Here is an 18,779-nt window from a genome sequence, read left to right on the forward strand (position 1 = left end):
GGTTAAAGCTATAACTACTTATTTAAATTAAGTAGTGAATGATATATTTTCAGCATGTTGAGCACTATCGAGTTATTAATTTTACTTGATAGTGCTTTTTATTTTGTGGCCATAACCTATTGCTTATCGTTAAAACCTTCCTTGTTTAAGATACAATAAAAGATCTTTCAATATATAATTTGTATACTACTTTATGGCACCTAACTGTCATAATAACCTAATGTTACCAGACGAAAATTCATCCAAATCCATCGTTTAATCTGTTCAATACTTTCATTATCATTTCATTATTATTTAATCATCATTTAATGTTTCAATCGCGTTAATCTGGGGTTGAACTGATTTCGACCTATTGTTAAGTTAAGCCATTAATAATAATAATATATAATTGAATTTTATGAAAAAATATATAATCGCTTTATCGTTTGTTTCTTTGGTTAGTTCGTCGGGTGAGTTTGAAACTGCTGTTGGCTTAGGGCATCAATACGGCAGTATTTTAGGTGCACAATTTGGCTATAAAACAGAACTTACTAAGTATTATGCTTCATTAGGCTATGTCGGTTTTGCGGTTGGGTTTCAAACTACATTGAGTGAAAATTCAAACCATGCCTATGGTGTTGTTGCCGGAATAGAAGCATGGGAAAGTGATCATGGATTTGTCTTCGCAACATACGATTATCATTTTAGTGGATTCTCTAACCCAGGGTTTGTTGTAGGGACGGGCTTTGGTTTCACACGAGGAGAAGGAGCGTTTGATATTTTTGATGATGGGCTTATTCAAAATACAAGAAATGAGCGACGAACAGAAGATATAAAGGCTAGTTTTACTTTGAGTATTGGCTATAAGTTTTAGACTTAAGATTTTTATATAAACACTTTCAACGTTATTACTAGCTCATTGGGTTAATATCTTAACTATGCTTTTAACAAGCTATAGTTAAGATATAACAAGGATATTATTCTTAGCGTTAAAGCGAGCAGACCGCTAAGTACTTTGTAACTCTTCTAATAGCTCACTAATTTCGGCTTTTAATTCTTTATCTGCAATTTTGTTACTGTTGATTTTAGCGCTTTCTAAATGCAAAATTGCACTTGTTTTGTCACCTAATTCTACTTGCAGTGAAGCGATGGCAAAAGCTATAGATGACAGAAAGTCTTTGGAATTTATCGCTTGTGCCTTTACGAGTGCTTTTTCATAAAGTGTAATGGCTAGTGCTAAGTCATCGGTAAAGTCAGCCAGAGTTTCCCACTGTACAGGATGGTCTTTATCGCTGTTCTCGTTATCTTCACAGACTTGTTTTAATTCAAGGTAATATTCATCGAATTTAACTTGATTCTTTCTCACTGATGCTTGTAATAAATCTTTTGCCAACGTATGCACGTGTTTGTAAATTTTTGTATTCATTGATTTACCTTACTTACTATTTTTCATAAAAACATAAAAGAGATTATAGAGCTTTTAACAAAACTAAACAGATAATAGTCAGTTAAGTAGAGCAAAACCGAATCAATTGATTCGGTTTTATCTGTTTTGCTGTTAATTGTTGTCAATCAAAGCACTTTAACTGCATCATTAAGTGCTTTAACCACTATGCTTCATCTTGAAATATATCTTCTATGGTTAATTTAAATAACCTGGCCGCTTTAAAAGCTAATGGCAAACTAGGATCAAACTTACCTTTTTCAATAGCATTAATGGTTTGTCGCGAAACCTCTAATGCCTCGGCAAGTTGCGCTTGTGTCCAATTTTTGTCTGCGCGCAATACTTTCAGTCTATTTTTCATCGGTATTTACTCTGACCAACAAAGGTTGCCACTAAATAAGTTATGCCCATAAAAATAACTAAATGCGAAATTTCTGCGTGGTAACTTATTAAGTTTAATACGTCTAAATTAGAGTAAGTTAGTCCGACGATTAAACTCAAACCTAAGGTTATCCCCATAGCATTGAGTTGAATTCGCTGCTGCATTTCATCTAAGCCTTTTAGATGCTTTATATTGGCTAAAACCATTTTAAAACCTAAGGCTAAGTTTAACGTTACAGCTAGAATCGATAAGGGAATATTGAAATCCCAAATAAAGCTAGGCCCGAAATTTGTTAGTGCCATAGTCAAAACCCACATAGCTGTCCAAAAGCTTAGCTTTGTAGTATTACTTTTATTCTTTTGTTGCCACGATGTTTTATTGCTGGTCATTACTTTAGCTCCATGTCGTGTTTATATTACTTTAAGTCAAGTTTGCTTTACATTTATTAATATAGGGTAAGCTTTACTTAATGTCAAGCTTGCTTTACTTATTCTCTGGTGGTTTTTATTTTTTGTTTCACTTACTGGGGGATTTTAACTCTTATTCTTCAGGCTTGAGGCTGTTTTAAAATTTAAAAATTGTTTAATTAATTAAGAATTTTTTTCTATAGTCACCGGGTGTTTGCTGGGTGATTTTATTAAACCAACGATAGAATGATCTTGGTTCGGTAAAGCCTAACTCGATACTGATTTGATTTAAATTCAAAACATTGTTGGCGAGATATTTTTTCGCAATATCAAGTCGAGTTTCATCGAGTATGCTTTGAAATTTCAAACCTAATACTGCTAAACGACGTTGTAATGTTTTTGCGCTTATACCAAGTTTTTCTGCCATATCTTGCTGATGGAATGCACCGGTTCTTAGCGCTTTTTCTAGCTCCATTTTTAACTGTGTCGCGATATCTACTTCTGTTGTTAGGTTAGAAACTAGTGACTGCGCATGGCTTTCAAGGGTAGTTAATAATTGTTGGTCACCTTTGTTTAACGGCACTGACAATAAGGTTTTATCAAATATAATGGCATTTTCACTTTGTCCGTAGCGGATCAAGCATTTAAAAACCGCTTGATATTCTTGTTGCTGACTAAGTGATGGTTGTTGTCGACTTAAGCGTAGTTCACTGGGGTTACTGTCATGACTCACTAAATAACGTGCAAAGGTTAGCCAAGAAGCAAGACAATTGTCGACCATATGACGCTTAACATTCGGGTCGGTGAATTGGCAATGCCAACTGATTTTTACTTGCTCGCCCAATGGCGAAAAGGTGGTAATGCCCATATCGCCAACTAACTTTTCAAAAGGCTGAATTTTGCTGATAACTTGCCCTAAGTTTTCACAGTTCATCGATATATAGCCTAAGACACTGTATGAGCCTGGCTGTACATATTTTGCAGTATGTAAACCAAATAAGTCATCATTAGATTGTATAAGTAATGCCGCGATCAGCTGTTGAAAAAGTTGTCCACTAATATGCTGACTGTTATCAGATAAAAGTTTTTTATCTAATTTTATAGTTTGGCAAATAGTGTCAATATCTAGTTTTTGCTCGACGGCTAATTGCAAATACTGATTGATGGCAGCCACAGATGCTTGGCCGAGATCGTTATCTAAGCCTGCATCAACTTGCTTTTCTGGTAGCTTGTTATTGACTGATAAGTGACTAAAATTGCTCATTGATGCCTACTGTCTATAGTTTTGTCCAAATATGTCACCTTGACTGTCTTTTTAGGACATTTCATCACTATACACTTGGTTTATTATAATGCGTAATAAAATATAAAAGGGCTATAAAATGAGACGTTGGAATGGCTGGGGGGATGAAAATACCTCAATGGATTTACCACAATCGGCAGGAGAGTTTTTAAGCAAAGTTGTCGGGGCAGGACATCGTCTTAATGACATTGATTTAGCTGAGGTGATAAACGCAGTACCGGCATCTCGTTTACCCGAGCACGCATTAGTTTCTGTCAATGCTGAACAACGTGTACGCCATGCTAAAGGACAGTCGTTGCCTGATTGGTTAGCCATGCATAGCGGGGAAATTAACTGTTTTCCAGATGGCGTTTGTTTTCCTGAAAATAAACAAGATGTTAAAGATATTCTCACCTATGCGAAAGCACATAAAGTTGAATTAATTCCCTACGGCGGCGGTACAAGTGTTGCCGGGCATATTAATCCAAAACAATCTCAACGGCCCGTTCTGACGGTGAATATGGGCCGGATGAATCAATTACTGCATTTAGATGAACAAAGCCAAATTGCCACTTTTGGTGCTGGTACTCCTGGCCCTATGGTTGAAGCTCAGTTATTGGCTCGTGGTTATACCTTAGGGCATTTCCCGCAATCGTTTGAACTGTCAACGCTAGGAGGTTGGGTTGCAAGTCGTTCAAGTGGTCAGCAGTCATTACGTTATGGCCGGATAGAGCAATTATTCGCTGGCGGCAATATGGAAACATTTGACGGCTCGCTTGATGTACCAACATTTCCAGCATCTTCAGCAGGGCCTGATTTACGAGAGATATTGTTAGGATCGGAAGGGCGCTTTGGTATTTTAACCGAAATAAAAGTACGGGTGAGTAAAGTCGCTGATGCTGAGAAGTTCTCGGTGATCTTCTTTAAAAATTGGCAATCGGCAAGTCAATTTTGTCAAACAGCCGTTCAGTCACGCATTGCCTTGTCTATGTTACGAGTGAGTAACGCGGTTGAAACGCAAACGCAATTAAAGCTTGCTGGTCACGAAAGCGCGATAAAATGGCTAGAGCGCTATTTGTCGTTGCGTGGTTGTGCAGACGAAAAGTGCATGCTGACTTTTGGCTTAACGGGTACTAAACAACAAATTTCAGCGAGTAAAAAACAATTAAATCGTGTGATTAAAAAATTCAACGGCGTTAGTACTGGTGAGGTCTTAGGTAAAAAATGGCAAGCAAATCGTTTTCGCTCGCCATACTTGCGTGAGGCGTTATGGCTTCAGGGGTATGTGGTTGACACTTTTGAAACGGCAACTGACTGGGGTAATGTTGATAACTTAATGGCGAAAGTTGAATCAACTATGCGCGACGGTTTAAAAGCAGAAAATGAAAAAGTACATGTATTTACTCACCTTTCTCATGTTTACAGTCAAGGTTGTAGTTTATACACCACCTATGTTTATCGAAATGCTAATAGTTATTCAGCGACACTTGCGCGTTGGAAAAAACTCAAGCATCAGGCAAGTCTGAGCATAGTGAATAATGGCGGCACGATTAGTCACCAACATGGTGTTGGCAAAGATCATGCGCCGTATTTGTCGGTAGAAAAAGGTGAACTGGGTATGAAAGTATTAGTAAACCTTGCTGAACATTTTGATGCTGAACAGCAACTAAATCCCGGCACGTTATTGGAATAAGGAGCAACTAGGGGCAGAAATTGCTTGTTTGCTCCCCGTTTTGCTTTAATGCAAGTAATTACCGATATGAGTAAGGTAATTAAGCTTAATGAAACGCTTAAAAGAGAGGTTAATAACCATGACAATAACGATGATCTTAAATTGACTATTGCTAAGCTCAACAGCCATGTTTTGATGACGCGTAAAGAACGTATCGCCGATATTACCGATGTTACTGCTTGGGATATGGTAATTATTGGCGGCGGTATTACCGGCACGGGTATTTTAAAACTAGCCTGTCAAATGGGACTGAAGGTGTTGTTGTTAGAGCAAAAAGACTTCGCTTGGGGCAGTTCAAGTCGTTCCTCTAAAATGGTCCATGGTGGTTTACGTTATATGGCACAAGGGCAAGTGGCATTAACCCGAGAGTCAGTTGTTGAGCGCCAACGGTTATTAAAAGAAGGTCAGCCTTTAGTCACTAAACAAAGTTTTGTATTAAGCCATTATAAAAAAGCTTTTCCAGGCCCGTGGTTATTTAATCGCTTATTGTCTTGTTATGATTTTATCGCTGGCGAGAAGCAGCATAAGTTTTGGCCCAAGTCCTCTTATTTATCCTTGGCGCCACAGGTCGCCGAGCATGATTTACTCGGTGGAACGCAATTTTTTGATGCACTAACCGAAGACGCTCGGTTGGTGCAACGCTTGATACAAGAGTCATTGCAACTTGGAGGACAGGCACTAAATTATGCCCAAGTAACAACACTGGATATCAACGCGGCAGACAATCAATTATCAGTCTTACTTGAAGACCAAAAGCAGCGATTAATCATTAATGCCAAAGTGGTGGTGAATGCTTGTGGCGCTTGGACTAACTTGTTACAGATTAATCAGGATAAGCAAGCTAACATTAGTAAAAAACCACCGGTAAATATGCGGCCATTACGCGGTAGTCACTTAGTCATAGCAAACTGGCGTTTACCAGTTGCCAGTGTTATTTCTGTTCAACATGCTCAAGATAAGCGACCAGTACAAATATATCCATGGCAAAATGTCACCATAGTGGGCACGACCGATGTTGAGCATCATGATGATATGGCTTTAGAAGCTAAAATAAGTCAGTCAGAATTTGATTATTTATTAGCGACTATAGAGCAACAATTTCCGCACGCGCAGATCACCAAAGACGATATTATTTCTACCTTCGCAGGCGTTCGACCTGTTACCACAACAAATGATTCATTAGCGCCATCGAAAGAGAAACGTGATCACCATATTGCAAAGCATCAAGGGGTTTTCACGGTTACTGGCGGCAAACTAACCACGTTTAGATTGATTGCACAACAAGTGCTGACCATGGTTTGTCAGCAGTTAACTGTTAACGACAAAACAAACGCATTAGTGTTAACTGACGCACTCAATATTGCGAGTCAGCAACCTATTTTATCGCAATACACAGGCGCTGAATCATTAGCTTTTAGTCATGATATTGAGCAGCAGATACTGGCTTGCTATGGTGAGTTAAGTGCTGCGTTTGTTCATGCCAGTGAAAAAACTGACTGTCAGCCAATACGCTATAGTCGGCATTTATGGGCAGAGTTAGTTTGGTCGGTGAAATTTGAACAAGTACAACATTTGGATGATTTATTATTGCGCCGCACTCGATTAGGCAACGTATTGCCAGAGGGCGCTCGTGACTTAATACCTCAAGTTAAAGCACTCTGCTCTCCCTACTTAACGTGGAGTGAAAAGAAGTGGCAAGAAGAAATTAGACGGTATTTAGCCCTGTGGCAATGTTCGTACAGTTTGCCACAAGGTGAAACTTCATCAATATGAGTAAAGATATGAACGAAAGTAGCAAGACAAAAAGCACAGAAAAGCACAACAGTGATTTGATCTTGACCATAGATAACGGCACGCAGAGTGTTCGTGCTTTGCTTTTTGATCTCAAAGGTAACTTGTTGGCTAAAAGCCGTATTGAGCTTGACGCTTATTTTTCTAAAAAGCCGGGATGGGCTGAACAAAATGCCGATTATTTTTGGCAAATGTTAGGCCAGTGTTGCCAGCTACTCTGGCAGCAAAATGAGGTTATTGAAAATGGGTATCGTGAAAGGGTAACTGTCGTTACAGTCACCACTCAGCGTGGCACGGTAATTAACTTAGACAAAAATGGCCAAGCCTTACGGCCAGCTATACTTTGGCTTGACCAACGCTTATGTCAAGATAATCAAGCCATGCCTTGGTATTGGCGCTTGGCATTTTTCCTGATAGGCCAAAGTAAAGTTGTCGATTATTTTCGTCGTAAATCACAAGCGAATTGGCTTGAACAAAATGAACCTGATGTTTGGAAAAATACAGACAAGTTCTTACTACTGTCGGGGTTTTTAACCCATCGGTTAACCGGGCAGTTTAAAGACTCAGTGGGCAGTATTGTTGGTTATTTTCCCTTTGATTATAGAAAACAAAATTGGGCCAAAACATGGGACTGGAAGTGGTATGCTTTACCCGTGAAACGCTCGATGCTACCAAGTTTGGTAAAGCCGGGTGAAGTACTGGGGGCAATCACTCGTGATGCCGCCGTCCATACGGGATTAAAAGAGGGGACAGCATTAATTGCCTCAGCGTCTGATAAGGCGTGTGAAGTGTTGGGCTCAGGTTGTATTAGCCCAGAAATGGCAAGTTTAAGTTATGGCACAACAGCAACCATTAATACCAATAACGTTAAGTATGTAGAACCCCAAGCCTTTATTCCGGCTTATCCTTCAGCCATTCCTGATCATTTTAATAGTGAGGTGATGATCTATCGCGGTTTTTGGATGGTCAATTGGTTTAAACAAGAATTTGGTCAACATGAAATTGATAAAGCACAAACCTTAGGTGTTAGTGCGGAGAGTTTATTTGATCAACTAGTTGCGCAAGTGCCACCAGGCTCAATGGGATTAATGTTACAACCTTATTGGTCACCAGGGCTAAAAAACCTTGAAGCAAAAGGCGCGATTATCGGCTTTGGTGACGTACATACTCGTGCTCATATTTACCGCTCAATTTTAGAAGGGCTAGCGTATGCCTTACGAGAAGGTAAAGAGAATTTAGAAAAACGGCAAAAATGCAAAATAAAGCGCTTAATTGTGTCCGGCGGTGGCTCGCAGTCTGATGCCGCTTTACAGCTGACCGCTGACATTTTTAATTTACCTGCACATCGTCCGCATACTTTTGAAACCTCAGGTTTAGGGGCTGCTATTAATGCTGCGGTCGGACAGGGCTATTTTGCCAATTATCAACAAGCTACAACGGCAATGACTCGTATCGAGCAAACTTTTTTACCCAATCAAGCCAATGTTCAGCTGTATAACAAATTGTATCAACAAGTTTATCGAAAAATGTATCGACAACTGAAACCCATTTACCAGAGTATTAAAAAAATAACCGGTTATCCAGAATAATAAAAACATGCTGGTTGGTTTTACGTTTAATTTGACGCTTTATTCATCGCTTTATTCATCGCTTTATTTATCGAGAATTCCTTCACTTTAATGAATAAAGTGTTGCGCCATTTTTTTAGCCATTAACGCGGATTGTTTCATACCTCGGGTATGCGCCATCACTATTGCTCCTTCAACTAATAAGCCTATTTGATTTGCTATTTCAGTATTCTTTTCAGGTAATTGTGTTGCAATTAAATCAACGACAGTTTGTTTATGAAAAGCGGTAAACTTATTAATTGGATCATTAACATCAGTATATTCAGCACTGGCGTTAATAAAATTACAACCAAAAAATGCTGCGCTATTAAACCATTCATCTAAGCTGTCAAACACGGCTAATGCCCCCGAGGTTCCCTTCGTATTTGCCTGAACTATTTTCGTGTTCAATGCAGTGAGTACTTGCTCATGACGCTGTTGCAATGCCGCTAAAATCAACTCATCTTTGCTGCGAAAATGTTTATACAAAGTCGCTTTTGATACTTTAGATTGCGCCAGAATTAAATCGATACCGGTGTCGTGATATCCATGTTGATTAAACAATGCTAATGCGGTGTCGATCAAATGTTGTTTTCTTGGTTGCATATAATTTGCCATTAGTGCTTTTGTTAAATTATAACAATTTTAAACTTGACGTAAACAGTTCTGTTCACCTATAGTGGGTAGACAGACTTGTTCACCTGTATTTGGCAGATGTTCATTTTAATTTTCATACATGCTTTAAAAAGCAAATAAGGTTACTTACCATGTGCAATACAGAAAATAATCTCGGCTCTGAAACAACAGCTATCACGACTTTAGGCATTCATCACCTCGGGCTTAGCGTGCCGAATATCAAAGAAACTGCGGCTTTTTTTATTGAACAATTAGATTTTAATGTTGTGGGCGAAAAGCCAGATTATCCAGCAATTTTTGTTTCAGACGGTACGGTTATGTTAACGCTCTGGCAGGTTAATGATGTAAGCAAGATGATAACCTTTGATCGTAAAAACAATATCGGTTTACATCATTTCGCGCTTAAGGTAGCTAATTTAGAACAATTACAGCAGCTGTTTGAAAAATTGTCTCAGCTTGACAGTGTCGAGATTGAATTTGCTCCCGAGCCATTAGGTGAACTACCAATTCATCATATGATGTGCCTGATCCCAGGTGGCATTCGACTTGAATTAATTACTGCCTAAGGAAAGACAATGGCTAATGATCTGTTAAATGTTTGGCATCAAGGTGAGTTAGCCGTCCAACAAAAGGCTGGTACAGATAAGCGTATGGCTGAAATAGGTGGTAAGTTCATTCGTGAATTTATGCCTCTACAACATCGAGATTTTTTTCAATCTTTGTCGATGATTTTTATTGGCTATAGTGATTATTATTCAGGTATTAATGCTGGGATATTTTTCGGCGCCTTAAACTTTATTCAATCACCAAGTGCAAGCGAACTGGTGATCAATACGCAATATTCGCTCGGTAATATGAGCAAGGAAGATCTTAATGTTGGTGACAGGGTTGGCTTACTTGGTATTGAATTTAATACCAAAAGGCGTAATCGTATTAACGGTATTATTACGGATGTTAGCCAAAAGAGTATCAGAATTAAAGTATTACAAAGCTATGGAAATTGCCCCAAATATATCCAAACCAAAACATTTATAGGCAATGTTGACTACGGTGAGTTTACCTCAACGATAGCAACACAACTTAATGATACGCACCGAGCCATAATATCAAATGCTGATACCTTTTTTATTGCGAGTAGTTTTAATGACGGCCAAAACTTGAATAACCGTGGTATCGATATTTCTCATCGCGGTGGCGATATTGGTTTTGTGACCATTAATGCACAAGGACAGTTATTGGTTGATGATTATCGTGGTAATGGCTTTTTTAATACCTTAGGAAATTTGTTTAATAACCCTAGCGCTTGTTTATTATTTTGCGATTGGCATCGAGGCCATGCCATACAAATAAATGTTACGAGCGAAACTATATGGAATGCTGATAACGAAGACGAAGACGAAGGGACAACAGGCGCTGAACGCACTTTGTGCTTTACACCGATAAAAGTCACTTTATTGATGAATGCATTAGCTCAACGACAAAAAGAAGATGAGATAATTTAAAGCCATTCAGCATGATTACATGGCTTTGTTATCAGCGTACTCTTTATAAAAATACTAATGTTTTCACTATGGCGTATTACTATGTAGTGCAATACGGTTGCCTTCCGAGTCATGAATAATAGCGCGAAAACCATGGCCACCCATAGATATTTTATCTTCTACTAGCCGACCCCCGTGCATTTCTGATTGCTTGATAGCATCATCGAGTCGGCCATTGACATTAAAATAAATTAGCGGACCTGAAGTAAATATTTGCTCTGGAGGCGAGGGCACTAAACAACCAGAAACATTGGTATCTGCATGTGGTAATATGCCAAAGGTGAAGTGCTCAAACTCTTCTTTTTTAACTTCACCGTTAAGTAAAGCGCTATAAAACTCAATGGCGCGGGTTAAATCTATGACGGGAATATCCACCCAAACAATTTGATTTTCCATATGGCTTTCCTCTGTTGTTAATTTACATAACCTAAACACTTGATAAGCTTAATGTGTGCTCCAAAATAAATTTTTTATATATTGGCAGTATAGTTGATGATTTTAGATAACTATATTTCTCAGCTTTATCAATTGCCCAGTAGTAAGCTAGCCATAGAGTCGGTAGAATAATTACTTTGATTTTTATGACTTTGGCGTGCACCTACATTATGCGAATTATTCACACATCCGACTGGCATTTAGGCCAACATTTTTACGGCAAAAGTCGAGCACGTGAACATCAACAATTCTTGAATTGGTTAATCGAGCAATCTCAAGTACAACAGATTGATGCCATTATTGTTGCAGGTGATATTTTTGATACCGGCACACCGCCAAGTTATGCCCGCGAAATGTACTTTGATTTTATTGCTAAGCTGCACCAAACACGCTGTCAATTAGTGGTGCTAGCAGGGAATCATGACTCGGTTGCTATGCTGGGTGAATCACAAAAATTACTGCAGCAATTATCAACACGGGTTATTTCTGCGGTAAGCGATAATATCGCTGAGCAAGTATTTGTTCTTGAAAGCCTAAAAACCGATCAACAAGCGGTGATCTGCGCTATTCCTTTTATTCGGGCGCGCGATATTGTCAAAAGCTATGCTGGGCAATCGGCCAGTGAGAAACAACGTTCGTTACAACAAGCCATAACGGGCCATTATCAAAGCTTATTTTCCCATGCACAGACCTTGTCAGTTGAAAATCAAGCTACAGATACTCGCTTACCTATTATTGCTACCGGACATTTAACCACGATTGGTGCATCGGTTAGCGAGTCAGTACGTGATATTTATATTGGTACTTTAGAAGCCTTTCCAGCCAGCGAATTTCCAGCAGCCGACTATATCGCTTTAGGCCATATTCATCGCCCACAAAAAGTCACTAAAAGTGAGCATATTCGCTATAGTGGCTCACCTATCGCATTAAGTTTTGATGAAGCGAATACACAAAAAAGTATTGTTATTGCCGAATTTAAAGATGGCAAACTCAGCGATGTCGAATTAACTCATGTGCCATGCTTTCAACCTTTGGCGATGGTAAAAACTCAGCTAGATACATTATCGGAAGATATTGCTGGCGTTGCTAAAACACAAATTACTGAACCAGTGAACGCCAAAGATGCAAGTAACACGGCAGATATTGTAGAAAAAATTTGGCTCGATATCGAAATTGAAAGCGCGGAATACTTACAAGATTTAACCGCACGTATTGAGCAAATAGTCGCTGAGTTACCCGTGGAAGTGCTACTCGTTAGGCGCAGTAAAAAATCCCGTCAGCAAATGCCCAGTCATGAGAAAAAAATAACCTTAAGCGAGCTTAGTGTGCAAGACGTTTTCGATGCACGCATGGAGATAGAGCCTTGGGAAACTAATGAGCAGCAAGCACGTAAAGTGCGATTAAATAGTTTGTACCTCGAAATAGCAGAGCAAACCCAACTTGCCAGCGCTGCAAAGCCTTCTCTAGATAAAAATAGCACCATAGATAATAGCTCTGATACTAAAGCGGAGCAGAAATAATGAAAATATTATCACTACGCTTTGAAAACATTAATTCCCTAAAAGGTCATTGGAAAATAGATTTTACCCAATCGCCTTTCGACACCAGTGCTTTGTTTGCCATTGTTGGCCCGACCGGTGCGGGTAAAACGACAATACTCGACGCCATGTGTTTGGCGCTCTACCATCAAACACCACGCTTAACGATATCTGACAAGCAAAACCAATTAATGACCCGCCATACTACGAGCTGTTTGGCTGAAGTTGAATTTGAGGTGAAAGGTCAAGCGTATCGTGCTTTTTGGAGTCAACGTCGAGCTAAAAACAGTGTTGAAGGTAACTTACAAAAACCGACCGCAGAATTAGCGAAAATAACGCCAAACGGTGACGTTAACCTTGACGATACTGATGAAAAATCCGCAGGAGAAGCGGACGTTATTGCTACTAAAGTTTCAGATATTCGAAATGAAATTGCTCGCATCACTGGCTTAGACTTTTCTCGTTTTAGAAAGTCGATGATGTTATCGCAAGGGGAGTTTGCCGCTTTTTTAAATGCTCCGGCGAATGAACGCGCCGATTTATTAGAAGAGCTGACCGGTAGTGAAATTTATGGTGACATTTCTAAAGCGGTGTTTGAACAGCACAAAGACGCGAGTAATGAATTAAAGCTACTACAAGCGAAAAACTCAGGCCTGCAGTTATTAACGCCTGAGCAGCAACAAGTTATTGATAACGAACTAGAAAAAGTTAGCGCACAACAACAACCATTTGAAGCGCAGATAACGCATTGGCAGCATATTCGACATTGGTTAGTGAATGTTCAGCAAGCCAATAAGCAAAAATTACACGCCGAGCAACAAGAACAAAGCGCGCAGCAAAAGCATAGCGAGCATGAGACTCAATTACGCGCTTTAGCATTGTCAGAGCCTGCGGAAAACTTACGCGCTGAATATCAGCAACTCAATCATGTGAATCAACAACTTACTGAGCTTAATGAGCAGGCTAAAGTTCTTGAGCAAGATGCGAAACAAAGTGCAGATCAAGTTGGTGTCGCAGAGCAAGCACTAGCCGAGTTTTCATTAGCCCATGATGGGTTTGTCAAAGAGCAACAAGCGACAGAACAATTAATTGTTGAACAAGTACTGCCATTAGATAGCAAAATCTCTCAGCTCACGGAGCAACAAAGTCAACAGGTTAGTCGCTTAACAAGCGCGAGTGAAGTAGCGCAACAAGCAAAAAAAGAAGCCGAGCAACTGTTGAGCCAACAGCAAATTCAGCAAGAGAAAATAGAGCAAGCCAAAGCATTTATCGGGCAGCAAGAGCACTTGGCACCATTGCCTGAGCATTTACCATTATGGCGCAATATGCATGCGCAAATGGTTAATGAGAAACAATTGAGTTTTGAGTTACTGGCGCAAGATGTAACGCTACAAAAGCAAGCTGAAGCATTAACTCATACGATGGCTGAAGATGAACAAAAATTTGCCACGCTTGATACTGAATTTAAGCAGCAGCAAGTACTGCTCGCTTCGAAAGAAAGTGCGATAAGTGAGTTATTAGCACAACACCAATGTGAAAGTGAACAGGCGCTTAGTCAGCAGTTGCATAATATGCAGTCGATGGTTACTGAACAAGCGCAAGTTATGCAAAATGCCAGACGTTACCAAACGTTAGCAACAGAATTAAAAGATATTGATAAAACGCTGAATGACGATAATCAGCAATTAGCTAGTATAGTCGAGCAATTACAGCCATTAAGATCACAATATAAACAGCAAAAAGTGCAATTGACTGATGTGCAATTAATTGTTGAACAACAAAAAACGATTATGTCGTTAAGTGAACATCGAGCAAACTTAAAAACGGACCAAGCTTGTCCGTTATGCGGCTCACAGCAACATCCTGCTATTGGTGATTATCAGGCGCTTAGTGCTAACAACGGTGATGAAAATGAGCAACAAAGCCGATTAAAGCAATTAACCTTGGCTTTAGAGCAGCTTGAACAGCAAGGGAAAACCTTGTCGTCTGCGCAAGACCGATTAAAAGAAAAGCTTAATTTTGTTGGCGAAAACCAAGCCGTAAAACAACAAGAACAACAATATTTAGCGCAGCAATGGCTTACACAACGCACGTTATTAGGGCTTGATGTTGAGCTATCTGAATTTGCGCAAATAGAAGCAAATATTCAGGCTCGTCAACAACATTTTGAGCAACTCAATAATGCCAATAGCCAACTACAGCAATTAAAGCAGGCTCAGCAACAGCAAGTAACATTACTGACCGGGCAAGAAAAACAGCTGTTAACTTTGTCTAATCAGAGCCAAAATCAAACGTTACAACTTAAGCAATTTAGACAACAAGCTGAGCAAAACAAGCAAAGCCTGATGCTTAAATTAACGCAAATATCGCAAGAGTGGCAAAAGTTAAGCACGTTTATGCAAGCGAGTCACCTGACTCTGCCTGATTGTTTTACTGTTTTTAATCAAGTAGATATAGATGCGACACAAACTGATGCTGCACAAGATAAATTTAATGCTTTAGTACAACTGCAGCAAGCATGGATAAATGAACTTGAGCAGCAAAGTAGCGCTTATCAAACGGCATTAAGCGCCGTTAGCATTGATAACGAACAACTACAACAATTGCAGCAACAACGGGCAATAGTCGATAACAACGTTGAGCAGTTAAATACTTCTGAGCAAAGCTTAAAAACAGAGTTGAATGCTTTAGAACAGCAACTTACTGAAGAAAAAATTAAACGTCATAGCTTATTTGGTGAACAAAATACTCAGCAAGTGCGTCAACAATTAAAGCAACAGCAACAAGCGCAAGAACAAGCATTGCTTGGGCATCAAAATGTACTTAACGAGCAGAAAAACTTACAACAAAATGTCGCGGGTAAATTACATGGCAATGTTGAGGCGATCAATCGCTTAACGCCGCAGCAACAGTCAGCTAATCAAGTTTGGCAAACGCAGCTCGCTGACAGTGAGTTCGCAACCGAAGCTGATTTTAAAGCCGCGCTATTGACCTTAGAGCAACGTAAAGCTTTAAAAGAAATACAACAAACAATTGAACAGCAAGTACAGCAAGCCAAGGCGCAATTGCAGCAAGCACAACAACAATTATTACAACTTGAGCAAGATAAAGCGCTGCTGCAAGAACAAAGTCATCAATTGGTTGATGCGTTGCAAAGTAATGAGAGCAGTGCAGCAGAGAGTCATGATGAAATACTGAAAGATTTATTGTTCACACAGCGAGTTGAGATAAATGATCAGCTAGATATTGCCACTTTTGATAATAAAGCTGTGATTTGTGCACAAATATTAAAACAATTACAAGTTCGTCAAGGGCAGTTAAGTCAGCAAGTAAGCCAAGATAAACAGCAACGTGAAGAGCAAAAAAGCGTACTCGCAAACATTGTTAATCAACAAGCTGAACTAGACGATCTTTCGCATCTTAATGGCTTAATTGGCGCTAAAGATGGAGCTAAGTTTAGACGCTTCGCGCAAGGCTTAACGTTGTCGCATTTAGTCTATCTAGCCAACCAACAACTTAATCGTTTACACGGCCGCTATCAATTACAGCGTCAACAGTCAGATAATTTAGCGTTAGAAGTACTTGATACTTGGCAAGCGGATAGTGTGCGAGACACTAAAACCTTATCAGGTGGTGAAAGCTTTTTAGTCAGTTTAGCGCTCGCTTTAGCGTTATCTGATTTAGTCAGTGCTAAAACCAGTATTGATTCACTATTTTTGGATGAAGGTTTTGGCACTTTAGATAACGACACCCTAGAAATTGCCTTATCAGCCCTTGATTCATTAAATGCTAGTGGCAAAATGATTGGCGTGATCAGTCATGTTGATGCCTTGAAAAAGCGTATTGATGTGCAAATTGAAGTGAAAAAACACAGTGGTTTAGGGGTCAGTGAATTAGCTGATTGTTATCGCTATCTCGACAATTAAGTTTATGGGTTGTATCGCCGCGCTTTGTCGGCATAAATTTCGATTCTAAGTTTACAGTTGATAAGGACTCGATATTTTCTGTTGTTATTTGATATTTTTTTGCTGTATTTTCCATAAAACCGTTGTTTTTAAGCTGCTTCAGTGAAAGTTCAAGTTTCGGGATTAACTCGGCGTGTTTTTTATTCAGGTAAGTAAAAAGATGAAATGAATCTACCGCCGGTTTATGTATCATTAATTTACTGCGTAATTCTGGTGATTGGTCTAGCAGGCTATTTGCCACAGAGGAAAACATAATGGCAGAATTTACTCGTTTGTTCGCGACCATTTTTAATACATTAGTATTGGAAGAAACTGCAATACGATTTTCTGGATTAAGATGCTTTCTAACCGTTTTTGAGCCGCGTAAAAAGGCAACACTTCCTTGGTTGACTGTTGTCCATGTAATCGGCTGATCGATGTTTTTATTCGCTAAGGTAATCATGACAATTTCTGTTAATACCAGAGGCTCATTAACCAGTAAATAATTTGAGCTATCAATATCTGAGATCTCTTTAAAGTTTATCACACGAGAAAGATCGCCATCAATACGACCACTATTGACTTGCGAGATAACTCTATTACCTGGTATTTGAATGGTTTGCACTTTAATTGAGTAAGGCTTTAGCGCTTCTTGAATCAATTCATGTAAATATAAGCTTAAAGGAGGCGGAGTATGTGTAGCAAAGACTAACTTTTCTCCTGCTAATGTAGGCAAGGAAGTCAATATCATCATAAAGACAACAACAGAGTTGAAAAAAATCTTTATGTTTAGGTACTTCATATATCCCTATCCTCAAATAGTGATGTTCTTTCAATCATACTGCTTAATTTTTTACTGTGAGTTTTGAGTGATAAATTTAGTTGCTAGATAACTGCTAATGTAATTGAAATATAAAAATTACCGTACACGCTAGATATACATAATTTACAGTTTTCGCAGCTAATGTTTATAGGCTAACTTTTTAACTGGGAGCAGCGTTAAAAATATCGCTTCGAACTAGTGGTTAATAATTTATAAAAATAATACTCATCAAACAAAGTTCAGTAACAAAACTATTTTGGCACTAGATATAGTTTTTGGCAAATATTGTGTTCAGTACATTTTATAAGTACATTAAGTGGCAGAGACAAACCGTTTATTTTTAAGCTTAAATACTTCAAAAGGAGCACAAAATGCTAACGACAGCACTACAGTATGCAGAAAAAGCTGAAAAACTCTGTGTTTTACCTGATGTTTATTTACGATTGCAAGAGATGATGGATGACGAGCAATCTACTTTAGCCGATATCGCTGGAATTATAGCGTTAGATCCTGCTTTAACATCTAAGTTGCTAAAAGTCGCTAATAGCGCGTTATTCAATTTTCCGCGTGAAATAGGCACTATTTCAAAGGCACTAGCTGTTTTGGGGATAAATGAAGTACGCAATTTAATTAATACTTATGGTGTTACTTCCGCTTTTGCAACGATTGATACCAGTATTATTGATATGGACAGGTTTTGGGAAGTGAGTGTCGATTGTGCTTTATTGTGTAAATACTTAGCCCAGAAAAAAAACATTAAAAATGCGAAAGGTTTATTTGTTTCTGGACTGTTACATAACATTGGCGAACTAGTCGTTATGCAAACGGATCCAAAGAAAGCGCAATATTGTCAAGATTATGATAAAAATGAAACGCCATGGCAGCGACAACAAGATGTTTTTGGTTTTACTTATGCTGATTGTAGTGCTGAATTATTAAACTTATGGCAATTACCTCAAAGCATAATCTCTCCCATTGAACAGTATCATCAAGCGTATAGTGAAGATAAAGATGAAGCTATTTCATTGCTCTATATCTGTACTCGATTGGCTTTATTAAATTCACACCCTGGTATGTATTCAAAAAAATCATTTGTTGGTCAACATATTATGGACGATTTAGGCATTACTTTTGATGACTTAGATGAAGCGGTAAATTTTTGTAATATTGAGGGTATGTCAATTTTGTCAGCGTTATCATTAAAAGCGTAGTTGCTAAGATAGTGCGATAATTAGTTA

Annotated in this window: 16 protein-coding genes; 9 read left to right on the forward strand and 7 right to left on the reverse strand. The window is 38.8% G+C overall.

Features of this window, described 5'->3' with window-relative positions:
• Positions 1–397: 397 nt before the first annotated feature.
• A complete protein-coding gene (locus H4J50_RS14975; protein WP_182257205.1) occupies positions 398–853 on the forward strand; it encodes a hypothetical protein in 456 nt (151 codons plus the stop codon).
• A gap of 132 nt (positions 854–985) precedes the next feature.
• Here the strand turns inward: H4J50_RS14975 and H4J50_RS14980 are convergent, their stop codons facing one another.
• The 4 genes from H4J50_RS14980 to H4J50_RS14995 form a co-directional block, all read right to left on the reverse strand.
• Complete coding sequence (locus H4J50_RS14980) at positions 986–1,405, reverse strand: Replicative DNA helicase (RefSeq protein ID WP_108455481.1); 420 nt, start codon at positions 1,403–1,405, stop codon at positions 986–988.
• Positions 1,406–1,589: 184 nt separating this feature from the next.
• Positions 1,590–1,784, reverse strand: coding sequence for a helix-turn-helix transcriptional regulator (locus H4J50_RS14985; RefSeq protein WP_108455482.1), 195 nt, complete (start codon positions 1,782–1,784; stop codon positions 1,590–1,592).
• Positions 1,781–2,194, reverse strand: a complete 414-nt coding sequence (locus H4J50_RS14990) for a hypothetical protein (protein ID WP_108455483.1) — start codon at positions 2,192–2,194, stop codon at positions 1,781–1,783. Before H4J50_RS14990 ends, H4J50_RS14985 begins: the two co-directional genes overlap by 4 nt.
• A gap of 193 nt (positions 2,195–2,387) precedes the next feature.
• A complete protein-coding gene (locus H4J50_RS14995; protein ID WP_182257206.1) occupies positions 2,388–3,476 on the reverse strand; it encodes an AraC family transcriptional regulator in 1,089 nt (362 codons plus the stop codon).
• 118 nt (positions 3,477–3,594) lie between these two features.
• Here H4J50_RS14995 and H4J50_RS15000 point away from each other — a divergent pair, with 118 nt between their 5' ends.
• The 3 genes from H4J50_RS15000 to H4J50_RS15010 all read left to right on the forward strand — a co-directional run bounded on the left by H4J50_RS15000 (position 3,595) and on the right by H4J50_RS15010 (position 8,606).
• On the forward strand, positions 3,595–5,187 hold the full coding sequence (locus H4J50_RS15000) for an FAD-binding oxidoreductase (protein WP_182257207.1): 1,593 nt from the start codon (positions 3,595–3,597) through the stop codon (positions 5,185–5,187).
• Positions 5,188–5,253: 66 nt separating this feature from the next.
• Complete coding sequence (locus H4J50_RS15005) at positions 5,254–6,999, forward strand: glycerol-3-phosphate dehydrogenase/oxidase (protein WP_220466254.1); 1,746 nt, start codon at positions 5,254–5,256, stop codon at positions 6,997–6,999.
• Positions 6,996–8,606 (forward strand): FGGY-family carbohydrate kinase, encoded by a 1,611-nt coding sequence (locus H4J50_RS15010; protein ID WP_259366263.1) that lies wholly within the window; start codon positions 6,996–6,998, stop codon positions 8,604–8,606. Before H4J50_RS15005 ends, H4J50_RS15010 begins: the two co-directional genes overlap by 4 nt.
• Positions 8,607–8,693: 87 nt before the next feature.
• Here H4J50_RS15010 and H4J50_RS15015 read toward each other — a convergent pair whose 3' ends face one another.
• The gene (locus H4J50_RS15015) at positions 8,694–9,230 is read right to left on the reverse strand and encodes a TetR/AcrR family transcriptional regulator (protein ID WP_182257208.1); all 537 of its coding nucleotides are present in this window, start codon (positions 9,228–9,230) and stop codon (positions 8,694–8,696) included.
• 161 nt (positions 9,231–9,391) lie between these two features.
• Here H4J50_RS15015 and H4J50_RS15020 point away from each other — a divergent pair, with 161 nt between their 5' ends.
• On the forward strand, positions 9,392–9,826 hold the full coding sequence (locus tag H4J50_RS15020) for a VOC family protein (protein ID WP_108455487.1): 435 nt from the start codon (positions 9,392–9,394) through the stop codon (positions 9,824–9,826).
• A 9-nt stretch (positions 9,827–9,835) separates the two neighbouring features.
• Positions 9,836–10,762, forward strand: coding sequence for a pyridoxamine 5'-phosphate oxidase family protein (locus tag H4J50_RS15025; protein ID WP_182257209.1), 927 nt, complete (start codon positions 9,836–9,838; stop codon positions 10,760–10,762).
• Between the two features lie 66 nt (positions 10,763–10,828).
• On the opposite strand, the gene H4J50_RS15030 is transcribed toward H4J50_RS15025, so the two are convergent.
• The gene (locus H4J50_RS15030) at positions 10,829–11,197 is read right to left on the reverse strand and encodes a VOC family protein (protein WP_182257210.1); all 369 of its coding nucleotides are present in this window, start codon (positions 11,195–11,197) and stop codon (positions 10,829–10,831) included.
• A gap of 209 nt (positions 11,198–11,406) precedes the next feature.
• Between H4J50_RS15030 and sbcD the strand changes: the two genes are divergently transcribed.
• Together sbcD and H4J50_RS15040 are read left to right on the forward strand one after the other, a co-directional pair.
• Positions 11,407–12,756: an exonuclease subunit SbcD gene (gene sbcD / locus H4J50_RS15035; RefSeq protein WP_182257211.1), complete on the forward strand. Its 1,350-nt coding sequence runs from the start codon at positions 11,407–11,409 to the stop codon at positions 12,754–12,756.
• Complete coding sequence (locus H4J50_RS15040) at positions 12,756–16,700, forward strand: AAA family ATPase (protein WP_182257212.1); 3,945 nt, start codon at positions 12,756–12,758, stop codon at positions 16,698–16,700. Before sbcD ends, H4J50_RS15040 begins: the two co-directional genes overlap by 1 nt.
• Here the strand turns inward: H4J50_RS15040 and H4J50_RS15045 are convergent.
• A complete protein-coding gene (locus tag H4J50_RS15045; RefSeq protein WP_182257213.1) occupies positions 16,660–17,472 on the reverse strand; it encodes an ABC transporter substrate-binding protein in 813 nt (270 codons plus the stop codon). The two genes, H4J50_RS15040 and H4J50_RS15045, sit on opposite strands and share 41 nt — an antisense overlap.
• 440 nt (positions 17,473–17,912) lie before the next feature.
• Here H4J50_RS15045 and H4J50_RS15050 point away from each other — a divergent pair, with 440 nt between their 5' ends.
• Positions 17,913–18,752, forward strand: coding sequence for an HDOD domain-containing protein (locus tag H4J50_RS15050; RefSeq protein WP_108455492.1), 840 nt, complete (start codon positions 17,913–17,915; stop codon positions 18,750–18,752).
• Positions 18,753–18,779: the final 27 nt, after the last annotated feature.

Source organism: Colwellia sp. 6M3, assembly GCF_014077595.1.
In the GTDB taxonomy this organism is placed as follows: Bacteria; Pseudomonadota; Gammaproteobacteria; order Enterobacterales; family Alteromonadaceae; genus Cognaticolwellia.